The 15,942-nt window shown below is 68.8% G+C and carries 8 protein-coding genes and 1 tRNA gene; all 9 read right to left on the reverse strand.

Annotated elements, in window-relative coordinates:
• Positions 1-230: 230 nt before the first annotated feature.
• Positions 231-2,873: a LuxR C-terminal-related transcriptional regulator gene (locus AC1DB8_RS12635; RefSeq protein WP_476893223.1), complete on the reverse strand. Its 2,643-nt coding sequence runs from the start codon at positions 2,871-2,873 to the stop codon at positions 231-233.
• A 60-nt stretch (positions 2,874-2,933) separates the two neighbouring features.
• Positions 2,934-5,669, reverse strand: a complete 2,736-nt coding sequence (locus AC1DB8_RS12640) for a helix-turn-helix transcriptional regulator (protein ID WP_476893224.1) — start codon at positions 5,667-5,669, stop codon at positions 2,934-2,936.
• Between the two features lie 225 nt (positions 5,670-5,894).
• Positions 5,895-8,600, reverse strand: a complete 2,706-nt coding sequence (locus AC1DB8_RS12645; protein WP_476893225.1) for a helix-turn-helix transcriptional regulator — start codon at positions 8,598-8,600, stop codon at positions 5,895-5,897.
• 19 nt (positions 8,601-8,619) lie between these two features.
• Positions 8,620-11,367: a helix-turn-helix transcriptional regulator gene (locus AC1DB8_RS12650; protein ID WP_476893226.1), complete on the reverse strand. Its 2,748-nt coding sequence runs from the start codon at positions 11,365-11,367 to the stop codon at positions 8,620-8,622.
• Between the two features lie 185 nt (positions 11,368-11,552).
• Positions 11,553-12,140, reverse strand: coding sequence for an aminoacyl-tRNA hydrolase (gene pth / locus AC1DB8_RS12655; RefSeq protein ID WP_441418445.1), 588 nt, complete (start codon positions 12,138-12,140; stop codon positions 11,553-11,555).
• 100 nt (positions 12,141-12,240) lie between these two features.
• Positions 12,241-12,858, reverse strand: a complete 618-nt coding sequence (locus tag AC1DB8_RS12660; RefSeq protein ID WP_476893227.1) for a 50S ribosomal protein L25/general stress protein Ctc — start codon at positions 12,856-12,858, stop codon at positions 12,241-12,243.
• 293 nt (positions 12,859-13,151) lie between these two features.
• Complete coding sequence (locus tag AC1DB8_RS12665) at positions 13,152-14,132, reverse strand: ribose-phosphate diphosphokinase (RefSeq protein ID WP_175322781.1); 981 nt, start codon at positions 14,130-14,132, stop codon at positions 13,152-13,154.
• A gap of 5 nt (positions 14,133-14,137) precedes the next feature.
• A complete protein-coding gene (gene glmU, locus AC1DB8_RS12670; protein ID WP_441418447.1) occupies positions 14,138-15,628 on the reverse strand; it encodes a bifunctional UDP-N-acetylglucosamine diphosphorylase/glucosamine-1-phosphate N-acetyltransferase GlmU in 1,491 nt (496 codons plus the stop codon).
• A gap of 214 nt (positions 15,629-15,842) precedes the next feature.
• Positions 15,843-15,914, reverse strand: a tRNA-Gln gene (locus AC1DB8_RS12675).
• Between the last annotated feature and the right edge of the window lie 28 nt (positions 15,915-15,942).

A 15,942-nucleotide genomic window follows, 5' to 3' on the forward strand; every position in this document is an offset into this window, starting at 1 on the left:
TAATTTTAGGACTTTTTGAGTCGTTCCCGGGACTGACTTAAGTCAATCGCGGGGGCCGGATCTGCACACGAGTAGGATTTACCCGACTTCTCCCTCTTTCCTGGCTGCGGAACTACTTGGCCATACTCGTCCGGCGTTGGTGTCACTCGCTCGATACGCAGGCCACCGGGGGACGCCTGTAACTGCGGGACTGGGCGCCCTCGATGCCTTGGTTAGTGTCGGTCTGGAGGCTAGGGCAAATCAAGATCCTTTTGGATTTCCATGAGTTCGCCGCGGCGACTGACGCCGAGCTTCCCGAAGATCCGGTACAGGTGCCCCTCGACGGTCCGCTGGGAAACGGTGAGTTTGGCGGCAATTTCCGCGTTCGTGTCCCCGGCCGTCACCAGCTTCAGGATCTCGGATTCGCGGGCGGTCAACTCGGCACGGTGTTCACCTTGGGCGTTGTTCAATGGACCGGACATGCCGGCCGCGACCATCCGGCGGTGCACCTTGCGCTGCACGGCTGTGAGCTTCCATTTTTCCGGGTCGTTCTCCAGCAGTCGTGCGGCCTGCTGCGCGGCTTCGAGCGCCAGCAGCAGGTGCCCCGCGTTCACGGCCTGGTCGCTGAGCGCCGTGAGCGCCGTCGAATCCGCGGCCGTGACGGCGAGCGCGTAGGCGCGCAGCAGGCGCGCCTCCGGCACGTCGACGGCGCCGCTGCTGGCCGCCAGCGCCGCGGCGGCTGCAGTGTCCCCGCCACGGAGGGCCAACCGGCGGATGTCGGTCTCGACGGCTCTGAGCCCCTGCTGCTGCGCCTCGTCCGCGAGCCGGCCCAGCTCGCGGCGCGCGTCGTTCGCGTCCCCGCCGGAGGCCTGTTCGGCGGCGGTACAGTAAGCCTCTGCGAGCAGCCGCAGTGTCCCCGGCGCCCGGTAGGCGGCGCTGCGGAAGGCTTGCGCCTGCTCTGCCGCCTCGCCTGGATGCCCGACGGCGGAGGCGGCGTAGGCTGTCACCGCACGGGCGAAGGCGGACAGTTCCCAGGGGTCGGCGATCAGGAGTTCTTCGACGCCGAGCAGCAGCTCCGCCAGGCTTTCCGGGACCCGCCCCTGCCGCAGCCGGGAGTAGCCGCGCATCACGTGCAGCAGTCCGCCGCTGTACACCAGCCGCGGGGCCAGGTTCGAGGAATAGTCGTCCAGGACCGAAGCGAGTTCCTCCCACTCCCCGGCCCGGATCAGGCTCAGGCAGTACCGCGCCAGGACGTCCTCGTGGACGAGGGGAAACACCAGGCCGTCCTCCTGCACGTCGCGCCAGGCCTCCCGGCCGAGACCCAGTCCCTCCAGCACCCGGCCTTGCGCGGTCCAGACCTCGGCCAGGCGCGACATCGCCGGGATACGGATTTCCGCGTTGGCGTCGGCGGCGGTGATCAGCTCCCGAAGCCTCTCCTGAAGCTCCGTGGTCCTGCCCTCCCAGTCCTCCAGCAAGAGTGCGGTGGCGAGGCCCACGCTTGCCTCCGCCCACGCCGGCTCATCCCGGATGCCGGGAATCGGTTCCCCGGCGCCAGCCTCACGCGGCACATCGACGCCTGCCACCAAGTTCCCGAGCCGGGCAGACAGGAGTGCGGCGAGATAGGACGCGCGGCCGTACCGCCACGGCTGCGCGGCCTCGAGAAAGTCGGCCGCCTCCCCGTGGCGGCCGAGGATATAGCTGGAATAGGCCAGCTGGATCCTGGCCTCCGACATGAACCGGTCCTCCTGGATCGCCCCGGCGGCCCGGATCGCCGTCGCGGCGTCCAGGCCCGCGTTGGCGGCCGTGGCAGCCGCGAGCAGCTCCGGGGACGCTGGTTCCGCGCCGGAATCCAGCGACCAGCGCACCTGGTTCAGGAATGCGTCCGGGTGCACGGCGCCCACCCAGGGAAGGGCCAGGAGGCTGGACCTGAGGCTGACACTCCGGCCCGCAGGGACGCGGCGGCGGATGATTTCGCCGATGAGCGGGCTGGCCGGCCTGACGATGCGGTCCAGGTCCCGCGAGACCGTGATGATTCCGGCCATTTCAAGGGCGTCGACGGCACGGGGGCTGCTGAACCGGAGAATCTGGCCCAGCGACAGGGGCCCGGCCAGGGCGACGATGGCGGCGGCGGTTTTTTCCTCCGCTGACATGGAACGGAGCTGGTGGTCCACCAGATCCGCTGCCGGGACATCGCCGAGGTCCGGCGGGGCCAGGAGGAACCACGTTCCGCGGCGCTTTCCGATCGCGCCCGTGTCCCGAGCATGGTCTATCAGCGACATCAGCATGAACGGATTGCCCGCGGTCATTTTGGCGAACAGTTCGCTCACCCACGGAGACACGTCCGCCCGCAGCACCTGTTCGCAGAGTTGGTGCACCTCACCCCGGCTCAGGGCGGCCAGGTCAAACTTCGAGATGAGGCCGTCGCCCCAGAGCGCCAGGAACTCCTCGGGGACCAGCGGACCAGGCCGGCAGGCGGCGAGCAGCCGCGCCGCGCCGGTGGCGACCGCCTGCGCGATCAGCTGGATAGTCCCCCGGTCCAGGTGTTGGGCGTCGTCGATCACGAACAGCGCGAGGGCCGGCTCGGATCTGAGGCTGGCAGTCACCGCCCCCAGCACGGCCGCATAGGAATCGAGATCGTGGTCCGGCAGGCCCGCCAGGTAGGGCGTCAGCGCTCCGAAGCGGACCGCTGCGAGCGCCGGCGTGGCGGCGAGGCGGATCACCGCTCCCTGCGGCCGAAGCTCCGCCAGCACGGCCTTGATGACGACGGTTTTCCCGGACCCCGCTCCCCCGACAATCAAGGCCCCGGCCCTGCCCTCCTCGCGCAGGCAGTGGATCACGTCCCGGACGACGCCGAATCGGCCGATCAGGGTGGCCGCATCGGTCAGGCCTTCCACAGCGGGCCCCTCGCACCGTCGTCGACCGAGCCCCGCGTGCCGGGTCTGCCCCTGCGCCGGTCAGCCGATGCGGGCGCTGGCCGCCGGTGCCGAGATGACATCCTTCAGCTCCGATCGGCTCGCGACATGGAGTTTTGAGTACACCTGGTAAAGGTGGCCTTCCACCGTGCGGACCGAAACGTGCATCTGTTCCGCGATCTTGCGGTTGGATGTTCCGGCCGCCGCCCGGACAGCCACTTCGCACTCGCGGGCCGTCAGCGTGGAGGTGGTCAGCGAATGCAGGCCGTTTCCGGGGCTTCCGAACCTGTCATCGAGGGACTGTTCCGTGCGCTGCGAGATGCGGAGCGCGATCCGGTTCCCGGCTTCATTGGCGCAGTAGACCGCCCGCCGGGCCACATCGCGGGCAAAGAGCGCGTTCCCGGCGGCATCGGCATCCTTGGCCACAGCCAGCAGCTGCTCGCTGGCGCCGTCCTTCACTCCCTCTGCCAGGCGCAGGCACAGCTGGGCGAACTGCCCGGTGACCTGGGCGGCGAGGCCGGCAAGCTTCTGGCAAAGCTGGCGGTCCCCGAGCCGTGCCGCCGCGGACAGGAAGAGCAGCCCGGTGGCCGGCGAGCCGGCGTCCGCCTCGCTCGCCGCCTCGGCGAGGAGGGTGCGGATGGCAGCTGCGCGTTGGCCGAGTTCAGCCAGCGCGCAAAGCTCAAAGTAGCGCGTCACCCGGCCAACCAGCCAGGAACCGTGGCGTTGCGGCTGCGCAACTTCGGCGAGCAGCAGGCTGGCTTTTTCCTCGTCGCCGGCGAGCCCTGCCGCATAAGCACATGCGGCCGTGGCCAGGCCGGACAACCCGTCGGGATCCTGGGTCCGGAGCTGCCACATCCCGGCCTCCAGCCAGGGAATGGCGCTCTCAAGGCGCCCGGCATGAAGATCGATGACACCCTGGCCGATTTCGAACATCCCCCCGAGGCGGGCGTGCGGCTCGGCCGTGCCGGTCGCGGTCGCAATGAAGGCAGACGCCTCCCGGAACTTCGCGGAAAGGAGCAGGAGCAGCAGGAAGCGTCCCCTGATGTCGCGCACGGTGGTGTCTGCCAGCGGGACGGTCGCGGCCGCCGCCATAATCTGCTTGCCCAGCGCCATGGCGCCGAGGACATTTCCGCTGACGGCCATGGTCTCGCAGAGCAGGCTCGCGGTGAGAATGCCTGTTTCGCTGCCCAGTTCGGGGTCAAGATCGGCACGGACTGCCAGAACGTCGTCATAGCGGCCCTCGAAGGCGGCAAGTTTGACTTCGGCGAGGCGCAGCTGCCCGCGGGCCCATTCCAGTTCGGCCGGATCTTCCGCGGGCTGCCCGTAAAGGCGCTCGCGGACCATCCGCAACCTGGCCGGGGCTTCGGCTGCGGTGGCCGCGCTCCGGTGGTCCAGCTCGGCCCGAAGGAGCTGCAGGGCGACCCACTCGGTCAGCGGGTACTCCTCGGCGGCAGAATCATCGAGTCCGTGGAGGATCCGCCGCGCGGACTCGTTGTTGTTGAACGAGATATGGGCCTTCACCGTTTCGACGACCGCCCCGGCGAGCGCCCCGCAACCATCGATTTCGTGGATGAACCTCAGCGCCGAAGTGGGATCCGAGGCGTTGTTGGCCTGGCGTGCGGCCGCCACGGCGGTTTCCGCGCTGATCCGCTCCCCGCAGTCGAGCGCCCAGGCGAGGTCCGTGGCTCCGCCGGCTTTGGCCTGTTCGGTGTCCGACAGCACGGCCGTGAGCCGGCGCCGGAGTTCCGCGCTGCGGCCCGGAGGGACCACGCTGGCGACGATTGACGCGGTGACCGCGTTGGCGACACTGACCATCGGCGGGTGGTCGTGGCTGACCTGGATCAGGGCGCGCTCCTGCAGGTTGTCCATGTCCTGCGGATTGAAGATCCTCATGAGCGTCTGCAGCGGGACGGCGCCGGCGAGCGCCAACAGTTCGAAGACGTCGCGCTGGCCCGGGCTGAGCCGGTTCAGCCGGGCCTTGACGACGTCCCGCACCTCACCGGTCAGCGCGATTGGGCGTCCGTCCAGGATCCACGAGCCGTCCTGCCGGACGACGGTGCCGAGCTTGATCTGCTCCCGGGCCAGCGAATGCAGGAAGAGCGCGTTCCCTCCGCTGGCAGTCCAGAGCGCCCGGGCGGCGGAATGCGAGAAGTGTCCCCCGTACTCCTGGTTGAGCGTGGCCGAGGTCTCGGCGAAGTCGAAGGGTTCCAGGTCCACGCGGCGGAGCAGGTCGTCCTTCCAGAGCCCCATGATGTCCCCGCCAACATGGTGCAGGTCCACGCTGGCGGCGAGCAGCGTCACGTGCCCTCCGGCGCTGAGCTGGGCCACCATCATGCAGGACAGGTCATCCAGGTCGTGGGCGTTATCCACGAACAGGACGACGCCGCGGCCCTGGGCTTTGGTCTGCAGCAGGTGGGTGAGTCCGCGCAGCACCATGAGGGGGTGTTCCAGGTGCGAGGCATCGAGGTCATTGAGGAGTACGCTCAGGGCGCCGTAGGGCAGCTTTGAGGCTATGGAACTCCCGCGGACCTGGACAACCAGGTAGTCATCGCCGAGCTGTTCGAGGGCGCGCTGGGCGATGAAGGACTTCCCGGCCCCGTGTTCGCCCACGAGCACAACGCCGCAGCCTGCTCCTGAGGTCAGGGTTTCGACGATCTCCGAAACGGTCTGTTGTCGGGTGAAGGGTTTATCCTGCCGCCCCTGGGTTGGCCGGTGTATTGCTAAGAGCGCGTCCGTTTTACCGCTGCCAGCAGGCACGCCGGCTTCTTGCTGAAACATGGGAGAGACCTTCGCAATCAATGTTTAACCAGTGATATCTCCACGGTATGGACTACCCCGGGCAAAGGCATCCGTAGGTAGTACTCGATTGCGGTGCGGGTATCGATCCCGGGTCTACGTGGCTGTACTCGGAAACCCCGAGGCGCCCCCGGGCCGCAAACCAAGTAGTCGCCGGCGGTCTACGAGTGCCGCCGGTGTGGTGCGCTCCGGCGAAGCAGGAAACACCTACTCCCCGGCCACCCTTCGAAGTTCGTCGCGTCCGCTGATGTTCAACTTGGCGTAGCTGCGGTACAGGTGGCCCTCAACGGTCCGGACCGAGACCTGCAGTTCCGCGGCGATCTGACGGTCGCTCAGGCCGCGGACGGCCAGCGCCACGATGTCGCGTTCCCGGCGGGTCAGCAGTCCGAGCGTGTCGTCCGGCCCGGCCGGTTCCTGCCCCGGCAGGCTCTCGGCACGATCGCGGCAGCGCTGCTGCTGCGAGACTGCCATCCGCTCCCGCAGCGTGTCGCCGGCGGCGTGGTAGGCGCTCGCGGCGGCGCCGTACGCCAGGCCCGCGAAGCCCCAAAGTTCGGCTTCCTCGCAGCTCTTGGCGGCGTCAATCAGCTGCGCGGGCTGCTCCGTGCCGAGCGCCTCGGCGTAGCCGCAGACGGCCGCGGCCCGGCGGCCCTCCAGTACCGGCTTGAGCTCCCGCAGCCGCACGGCGGCATCCGTATCGCCGAGGGCCAGCCTGAAGGCCAGGGCGTCGAACTCCAGTCCCGCGGTGTCGCCGGCGCCGTCGGGCCTGCCCAGTTTTTCCAGCTCCTCCGCCGCGCGACGGTGGCCGCCCAGCCTGGCTTTGCCGTACACCACTGCCATCTCGGAGAGCGTCCGCAGGTACCTGGAGACAGCCGGCCGGGCGGATTCGTAGTCCGCCAGCAACCCTGCGGCTTTCTCCGTGGCACCGATCTCGGCAGCGGCGGCGAAGGCCATGGCCGCCGTCAGGGAAAACAGTTGCTGGGGATCCGCGACCCGCAGGGCCTCAAGCGCCGCACGCAGCGTCCGTTTGGCCTCCGCCGCCTTGCCTTGGTAGAGCAGGATGATGCCGGTGCCCGCGTGCACCCCGCCGCCGAACGAGATCAGGCTTGGTCCAAAGGCCGCCACGAACCCTCCAAGCAGGCTTTCCGCCGCGGTCCAGTCCCCTGCGTGGATAGCCGCTGTGACGGCGCGGACCACCAGGAAGTCGGAGAGGAAATACAGTTCGCCGTGGTCGGCCCCGGCTGCTTCCAAGGCTGCCGTGGCCGCCGCGAAGGCGCTGTCAGGTTTGCCCTGAACCAGCAGCTGCTCCGACTGGAGCGCCAGGCTGAAGGCCCTGTCAAGATTGTTGGCGGCTGGCGGCCGGTCATCGTCGCCGCCGGAAACACTGCCGCCGGTTTCACGGTCCGGGGCTCCGGCGGCCGCCGCGCCCTCGCCGTAGCCCGCGAGTGCCAGGACCATGCTGCGGATGGTCCGCACCCGGTCGCGGGTGGCGGTAAGGATGCTGTCGGCGTCGCCGGGGTTCTCCGCGGCGAGTCGCTCGCCGGCGCGCAGCAGTGCGTCAGCGCGCTTAATGATGTCGGCCGGGGAATGGCCCAGCGCGGAGAGGACCGCCGCCCACAGCAGGGACCCGGTGAGCAGGCTCGTCACCGTGCGTCCCTTGGCGAAATCCGCCTCCAGGATGTCCCGGGCAGAGGCATGGTTGGAGGTGTTGTAGTGCGTGCGTGCTATCACCGACCGCGCCGCGATCTGCAGCTCCGGGTCCTTGACCTGGGACGCGGCCTTGCGGGCGAGGTCGTCCTCGAAGAGCCTGCTGGCGAGCACCGCGGCCCGGAGCAGCTGCCGGTCCTCGACCTCGACGCCGCATTCCATCGACCAGCTGACGTGCCGGAGGAGGCCCTCGGCCGACGCCGGTTCCCGGTCCATCAGCCGCAGCAGGCTCTGCCGGAGCTGGAGGCTGCGTGCCGGGGAGATCAGGTTCCGGAGAGTGTCGCCGTAGACCGAATGCCACAGCCGCAGTTCAGGCTGGGGGGCGTCCGAAACCCGGACCAGCTCCTCTTCGATCAGCCCCGCCACGGTGGCTTCGTCCACCAAGGCTTCAATCAGCGTCCGGGACACCGGCTCGGCCAGCGCCACAAGGTTCAGGGCCTTGCGTTCGTCGGCCGAGCGCCGGAGCAGTTGGCGCCGGACGACGTCGGTCAGCCGTTCCCCGTGGCTGTTCAGCGGGCGGGTGAGCAGCCACACCCCGTTGCGCTGGAGCAACGTACCGTCATTCTTCGCGTCGTCGACCAGACAGCTGAGCAGCAGCGGGTTGCCGGCGGACGCCTCCCAGAGCACCTCGGCGACGCTGGGCAGGACCTGGGGACCCAGCTGGTGCACCAGGATTTCGGTCGTTTGCTCCCGGGTGAGCGGGCGCAGGTCGTGACGTTCGGCAATGCCCTCGAACCAAAGCTGGAGGAGCGGCTCCGGCAGTCCCGGGCGGGCCGCCGCGCTGACGAGCAGTTTTGCCCAGCCGGCGGCGGCGAGTTCCACGAGGACACCGGCCGTCGCCTCATCCAGGTCATGGGCGTCGTCGACAATCAGCAGGAGAGGTTTCTGGGTCGCCCGCCGCTGCCCCTCGAGGTAGCTCCAGAAGATCCGCAAAACGGCCAGCTGGGAGGTGGCGTCCTCGACGGGCAAGTCGACGATGAACGGCGCCAGGACGCCGTACGGCACGTGGCTCAGGGCCGGGCTGCCGTGCAGGCGCACCGGCGTCACCTCGCCGCTGAGTTTGGCCGCGACGGCCTCCATCACCGTTGACTTGCCGATCCCGTGGTCCCCGAGCAGCAGCACGGCGACCCGCGTGCCGCCCTGGAGTGCCTCCACCGCGGAGCTTACGTCCTCCGAGCGCCCCGTCAGGACGCGGTTCTCCTCCTCCACAGGCGCTTCCGCCCGGGCCCTAGATGAGTCCAAGCAGATCACTCCGCGAGGACACCCCGAGTTTCGTGAATACCTGGTACAAGTGCCCCTCCACCGTTCGAACCGAAATACCCACTTCCAGGGCAATGTCCTTGTTGGAAACTCCATTCCCGGCGAGGGCCGCAATTTGCCGCTCCCGCTCCGTCAGCAGGGGCCCCTTGGTCCGGGGAACGATTGGCAGCGCCGGCACCGATTCGGACAGGACCTCCAGCATGTTGTGCGCCGCAGTCGCGGTCCCCGCCAGCCCGGCCGCCTTGGCAAAGTCGAACGCGAGCGCCGCGCACCTGGCCTGGACGGCGTCGAGCTCCAGCGCGGCCGCCTGTCCGGCGGCCTCGAGCATCACGACGGCGTCCTTCTTCCGGCTTCCGACCGCCACCACCCGGGACAGCTCCGCGAGCGGGCCCTGCCGGAGCGCTGCGATGTCTTCCATGAACTGGAAGTCCTTGACGCTGCCGTTGACCGTGGCGCCCAGCATGCAGATCCCGGCCAGGGTGTAGCGGCCGTTGCGGAAGTGCCGCTCGGCGGCGTGAACCAGCCGGTCTTTCGCTTCGGGGTCGCCCAGCCACCGGGAGGCCATATCCATGCAGAACTCGGTCGAACTGCTGACCACGAAGCGTGCCGGCCCGTCGGCGGAGCGTGCGCGGTCCAGGTAGACGGTGGCCTGCACTGAATTGCCCATCTGCGCGTACGCAAAGGCCGTTGCGGCGTAGGCCTGCCGCAGCGCATGCAGGCTGGTCCTGACTTCAAGCTGGGCGATCGCGGCCAGCAGCGGGTCAAGGGCCAGGTAGCCCCGGCCCGCGTACACATAGGCGAGCCCGACGGCGAGGTCGGTGGCGGCGCTGCCGGAATGCAGGCCGTGCCCGGCACGCCCGCTGGCGTCCTTGAGCATGTCGATGCTTTGGCGCCACTGGCCCGAGAGCAGCAGGACGTTGAAGGCCCGCCAGGCGAAGTTCTCGCGGATACGCGGGACGTTGGACCAGTCGCCCAGCTTCCCGCCGATCTCGCGCATCAGCTGGCGGGCCTCGAGTTCCTTGCCCGTCACGCAGAGGGCTTCCATCAGGATGATCGAGGTCCGGAGCCGGTGCACCGGGTCCAGCGCGTCGGCGTCGGCGGCCGTGGCGGCGGCGCGGAGCCGGTCCATCATCGGCTCGTAGTCGCCGATGAAGGACAGGTAATTGAACTCGCACAGGTCCAGGCACAGGCCGGCGCGGGCCAGTGCTTCAGCGCCGGCCGGCGGGTCGCCCTGCCGGAATTCCTGCAGCCGCAGCCGGGCCTGCCGGATAAGCTCCGGCACCTTCCCGCTGCGGTCCTCCAGCCACGCCATACAATCGGCCTTGGCCGCAACCAGCTCGGCGAAGGTCTCCGGCTCCAGCCCGTTGATCTGTGCCTCGGAAATGTCGTCGAGCGCGGACATCGCCTGCAGGGGAAGCCCCAGCTGCAGGTACGCGGCGGCCTTCTGCAGTTGCCCGGCGGGCCATTCGCCGTCGCCGGAGCTGATGCTGCCGGCGCACTTGAGCGCGAACTTCGGGTCGAAGAGGCGGACAGCGGCCTGGGCTGCCGCCAGCGCGTGGGCCGGCGCCAGCTCGGCGTGGCAGTCGTGCGTCCAGGCCGCGTAGGCCAGCAGGTCCTCGACGGTCAGTTCCGCCAGTTCATGTTCCTGGTGGCCGGGAACCTTGTCGCGCAGCTCCAGCCGGCGCTCGACACTCAGCCAGTTCCGGACGATGTCGCCCAGGTACCGGTCCCCGAGCGTTACGAGGTGCTGGTCGGTGCGGTCGACGACGATCTGCCCGGCATCCTCCATGTCAGCGATGAGTCCCGGGCCGTACATCCGGGCAAGCCGGGACAGGGACATGCAGCGTGCGCAGGAAAGCACCTCGATCACTTCCCGCGCCTCCGGCGATTCCCTGGCGTACCGGGCCCTGACGATGTCCTCCAGCGCCGTCTTCCCGTCCAGCACGACCTCGTCCACCAGCGTCCACACGGAGCCGGACAGCACCAGATTGCCGCGTTCGATCTGCTCCGACACGACGGCCTGCAGGAGCGTGGGGCTGCCGCCGACGAGTTCGTGCATCTGGCTTGCCAGGGCGGTTGAGACCCGGTGCCCGAGCGCGGCCTGGAGCACTTCCCGGGTTTCGATCTCGGTCATGGTGTCGAGCCGGACCTCGGCGAGCTGTCCGGAGGTGATGAGCCAGTAGAAGTCGGGCGGCAGGTCGGTGGCGCGCTGTGCGGTGGCGACGAGCCTGGCCGTTCCGGTTTGCAGCAGGTTCAGCAGCACCCCGGTGCTTTGTTCGTCGAGGGAGCCCGCATTGTCCAGCAGGATCACGCACTTTCGGCCGGCGGCGTCGTTGCGGATCAGCGAGGTGATGCCGTGCAGGATCGCGGTGGGCGATCCGAGGGCGCTTTGCGGGAGCCGGGCCAGGGTGAATGCGAGGCATCCGTAGGGCGTGGCGGAGCCGGACCCGGAACTTCGGAGCTGGAGTGTAAAGACGTCCGGACCGAAGCCGGCGAGGGCACTGCGTCCGACGAGGGATTTGCCGACTCCCCGGTCCCCCGTGATGACCACACCCATGCTGTCGGGCGCGGTCAGGGCGGCCCGCACGCGGTCGGCATCGGCGCCGCGTGCCAGACCGGACCACGCGTGTCTATTCACCGGCCCCGCGGCCTCTCGAACTTCGGCCGGTGCCAATGCAGTGGAAACATTCCCCCAGCCCAGTGAATCCCTCGACATCTAGTTTCCTTCGTACCGCTGTGCGGACGGCAAACCTGAAACCGTCCGCCTAGAAGTAGCGTAACCCTATCCCCCGACAAGTAGACAGATCATAACGGCAAGCCGGGACGCTTGGAAAGGAAGACCGGCCCTTGAGACGGGGCGGGTGTCACTGGGCTCCCGCCGCCTCGGCAGGGCGAGGGCGGCTACTCGGCTTTCGCGGGGTGGAACTTTTGTTGGGCAGACTGGAGTCCGTCACGGACCAGTGCCTCCACCGCGTCGGCAGCCGCGTCGATCAGGAACGGGAGTTCCTTCTTCTCCGGCGCGGCGAAGTCCCGCAGCACGAAATCGGCGGTGTCCATCCGGCCGGGCGGCCGGCCCACGCCCACGCGGACCCGCAGGTAGTCCTTCGTGGCCAGCGCCTTGGAGATATCGCGCAGCCCGTTGTGGCCGCCCTCGCCGCCGCCGATCTTGAGCTTGACGGTGTTGAAAGGAATGTCAATCTCGTCGTGGACGGCAATGACGCGGGCGGGCTCGATGTCGTAGAACTTCGCCAGCGCGGAGACCGGCCCGCCGGAGACATTCATGTAGCTCAGGGGCTTGGCGAGCACCACGCGGGGACCGCCGATACCGAGCCGGCCCTCGAGGACCTGGGCGCGGGATTTGTGCGACTTGAAGCCGCCGCCGACCCGGTGCGCGAGTTCATCGAGCACCATCTGACCCACGTTATGCCGGTTGTGGGCGTATTCGGCACCCGGGTTGCCGAGGCCTACGATCAGCCAGCTGTCAGTCATGGATCAATCCTTCTTGGGGCGTCGGGCCAGGTGCGGCGGGGGGCGGAGACGACGGCGGCCGGGCCCCGTCGGGACCCGGCCACCTGAGAATGCGCCGGAATTACTCGGCGGCAGCCTCGGAGGACTCTGCGGCTTCGGCGGCCGGAGCAGCCTCTTCCGTGGTCTCTTCTTCCTCGACGATTTCGACGGCTTCGGAGATGTTGACAACCAGGGCGTCGGCGTCTGCCAGCAGGAGGGTGCCCTTCGGCAGCACGAGGTCGGACGCGTGGATGTGCTCGCCGGCGCCGCGGCCTTCGATGCTGACCTCGACGGCGGTCGGCAGGTGGGTTGCCTCGGCCTCGAGCGAGACGGTGGTCATCTCGAGGTTGTGGACGTTGCCCGGGGCAACGTCGCCGGTGACGTGAACGGGGACGTCAACGGTGACCTTCTCGCCCTTGCGGACGGTCAGCAGGTCGAGGTGCTCGATGATCTGCTTGATCGGGTTGCGCTGGATGTCCTTGACCAGGGCGAGGTGCTCTTCGCCGTTGATGTCCAGGGACAGCAGGGCGTTGGCGGTGCGGACGGCCAGGGTGGTGGCCTTGGCCGGCAGGGTGATGTGGATCGGCTCTGCGCCGTGGCCGTAGATGACGGCCGGGATCAGGTTGGCCATGCGGGCGCGGCGGGCGAAGCCCTTGCCGAATTCGGTGCGGACTTCTGCTGCGAGCTTCTGCTCAGACATGGATATCTCCTCTGGGACGAACGGTGTTCAGCAAGGGCGGAGGTCTGTCAGCGACCTTCAACGCCGGGCGGCCGGGCCGCCCTTCAGAAGGGAGATTCAGACCCAGTCGATTACGGAGACCAGCAGTACAGCCAACCGCGCACATTTTCCGTGCAAGCGGTTTACCGGTGCTCTCCCTCGCCAAGGTATCGGAACGAGTTTAGCAGTGCCGGGCCCCGTTTAGCGAAAACGGGGCCCGGCACCGGGTACCGGGTGCCCGGACGGGCACGCGGCTGGGTGTTGCTGCTTAGCCGCTAGGCGTTGCCGTCGAAGAGGCTCGTGACGGAACCATCGTCGAACACTTCGCGGATCGCGCGGGCGATCAGCGGAGCGATGGACAGCACGGTGAGCTGCGGGAAGTGCTTGCTCGGGGAGATCGGCAGGGTGTTGGTGACCACGACTTCACGGGCGCCGGATTCGGCGAGGCGCTGCGACGCCGGGTCGGAGAACACAGCGTGGGTCGCGGCGATGATGACATCCTTGGCGCCGGCGTTCTTGAGCACCTGGACGGCGCCGGAGATGGTTCCGCCGGTGTCGATCATGTCGTCGATCAGCACGCAGGTGCGGCCCTCGATCTGGCCCACGACGGTCTTGGAGACCGCCTGGTTGGGCACGGTCAGGTCACGGCTCTTGTGCACGAAGGCCAGCGGCGCGCCGCCGAGGCGTTCGGCCCACTGCTCGGCCACGCGGACGCGCCCGGTGTCCGGGGACACGACGGTGATCTTGTCCGAGCCGACGCGGGTGCGGATGTAGTCCGCGAGGAGCGGGATAGCCATCAGGTGGTCCACGGGGCCGTCGAAGAAGCCCTGGATCTGCGAGGTGTGCAGGTCCACGCTCATGATGCGGTCGGCGCCGGCGGTCTTGTACAGGTCCGCGACCAGACGGGCGGAGATCGGCTCGCGGCCGCGGCCCTTCTTGTCCTGGCGGGCGTACGGGTAGAACGGCGAGACCACGGTGATGCGCTTGGCGGAGGCCCGCTTGAGCGAATCGATCATGATCAGCTGTTCCATGAGCCAGTTGTTCAGCGGTGCCGGGTGCGCCTGGATGACAAAGGCGTCGGTGCCGCGGACGCTTTCGCCGGCCCGGACGTAGATCTCGCCGTTGGCGAAGTCGTAGGCGTCCAGGGGCAGCAGTTCGGTGCCCAGCTCCTTGGCGATCTCGCGCGCCAGCTCCGGGTGTGCCCGCCCGGCGGCGAGCACCAGCTTCTTCTCCCCGTGTGCCGTAATTTCGCTCATGTTTGCTAGCCCTCTTCTGTCGATGCCGGAGTACTGGAAGATGATGAGGTGGCGCCGGCGGCTTCCGCCAGCGCGGCGGAGATGGAGCCCGGGCGGTGCGAGAGGACCCAGCCTTCGGAGTTCCGCTGCTTGGCGATGGTCAAGGCCAGGGCTCCGGCGGGGACGTCGCTGCGGATCACGGCGCCCGCTCCGCTGTACGCACCGTCGCCCACCTGGACCGGAGCCACGAACACCGTGTTGGATCCGGTGCGGACACCGGAGCCGATGACCGTGCGGTGCTTCTTCTCGCCGTCGTAGTTGGCCGTGATGTTGCCGCAGCCGATGTTGGTGTCCTCGCCGATCTCCGCGTCGCCGGCGTAGCCGAGGTGGGAGAGTTTCGAGCCGCGGCCGATGGTGACGTTCTTGGTCTCGTAGAACGCGCCGATCTTGCCGGTCTCGCCCAGGACGGTGCCGGGGCGCAGGTAGGTGAAGGGGCCGACGCTGGCGTTGGCGCCGATGGTGGAGCCGGCCCCGTGGGTGCGGACCACCTTGGCGCCTTCGCCGATCCGCACGTCGGTCAGCGTGGTGTCCGGGCCGACGACGGCGTCGCGCGCCACGGTGGTGGAGCCGTGCAGCTGGGTGTTGGGCAGCAGGCGGACATCCTCGTCGAGGGTCACGGTGGCGTCGATCCAAGTGGTGGCCGGGTCGACGACGGTGACACCGGCGCGCATCCAGGCCTCGACGATGCGCCGGTTGTGTTCGGCGCCGAGGGCGGAGAGCTGAACGCGGTCGTTCGCGCCTTCGACCTGCCAGCGGTCCTCGGTCACGACGGCGGCGACCCGTCCCCCGGCGGCGCGGGCCAGGGAGAGGACATCGGTGAGGTACTTCTCGCCCTGGACGTTGTCCGTGGTGACGTGGACCAGGGCGTCCCGCAGCACGCCGGCGTCGAAAGCGTAGATGCCGGAGTTGACTTCGCGGATTTCGCGTTCGACGTCGCTGGCGTCCTTGTGTTCGCGGATGCCGGTCACGGTGCGGTCCACGCCGCGGAGGATGCGGCCGTAGCCGGTGGCATCGTCCAGGACGGCGGTGAGGACGGTGACGGCGTTGCCGTCCGCCTCGTGCACGGCGACCAGTTCGGAAAGCAGTTCGCCGGTGAGCAGGGGGACGTCGCCGTAGGTGACGACGACGGTTCCGCTCAGCCGGGCTTCGGGGTGGAGCGCGTCGAGGGCCTCGAGGGCGGCTTCGACGGCACGGCCGGTGCCGGGGACGTCGTCCTGGTCGACGATCAAGGCCTGCGGGTCGATTTCGGCGATGTGCGCGGCGACCTGGTCGCGTTCGTGGCGGACCACGAGGGCCAGCTCGCGGGGCCGGATGGCGCGGGCGGCGTTGAGGGCGTGGCCGACGAGGGAGCGACCGCCAATCTCGTGGAGGATCTTGGGGGTACGGGATTTCATCCGGGTACCGGCGCCTGCAGCTAGGACGATGACGGCGGCGGGGCCGGTGTTCTCGGGGCTCACGTACGGGCTCTCCTTGCTCAGTGGCCTGACTCAGTGCCGCTGTTCGGTCGATCTCGGTTGACCCGGGGCGACAGCCAGGTGGTCCACCTTGTTGCCGGCTCCGCGCGGCCGTGCCGGACCGCAATCCGGTCGCGGCATGCTCTTCATCCTACTGGACTTCCGCCGGCCCCCGCCCGCCCGGACCGGTTCCTCCGGCTGCGGGCGCCCACGACAGTTCCGCCCATAGGACTCGAACCTATACTCCACGGCTCCAAAGGCCGGGGTGCTGCCATTACACCAGAGCGGACCATGCCACGGCAGCGAGCCGGTGGCAC

The sequence above is a fragment of the Arthrobacter sp. 10N410 genome (assembly GCF_056394945.1).

Coding starts and splice junctions, on each gene's coding strand:
- AC1DB8_RS12640 (WP_476893224.1), bottom strand. CDS start 5,669: ATGTTTCAGCAAGAAGCCGGCGTGCCTGCTGGCAGCGGTAAAACGGAC.
- AC1DB8_RS12650 (WP_476893226.1), bottom strand. CDS start 11,367: ATGTCGAGGGATTCACTGGGCTGGGGGAATGTTTCCACTGCATTGGCA.
- pth (WP_441418445.1), bottom strand. CDS start 12,140: ATGACTGACAGCTGGCTGATCGTAGGCCTCGGCAACCCGGGTGCCGAA.
- AC1DB8_RS12660 (WP_476893227.1), bottom strand. CDS start 12,858: ATGTCTGAGCAGAAGCTCGCAGCAGAAGTCCGCACCGAATTCGGCAAG.
- AC1DB8_RS12665 (WP_175322781.1), bottom strand. CDS start 14,132: ATGAGCGAAATTACGGCACACGGGGAGAAGAAGCTGGTGCTCGCCGCC.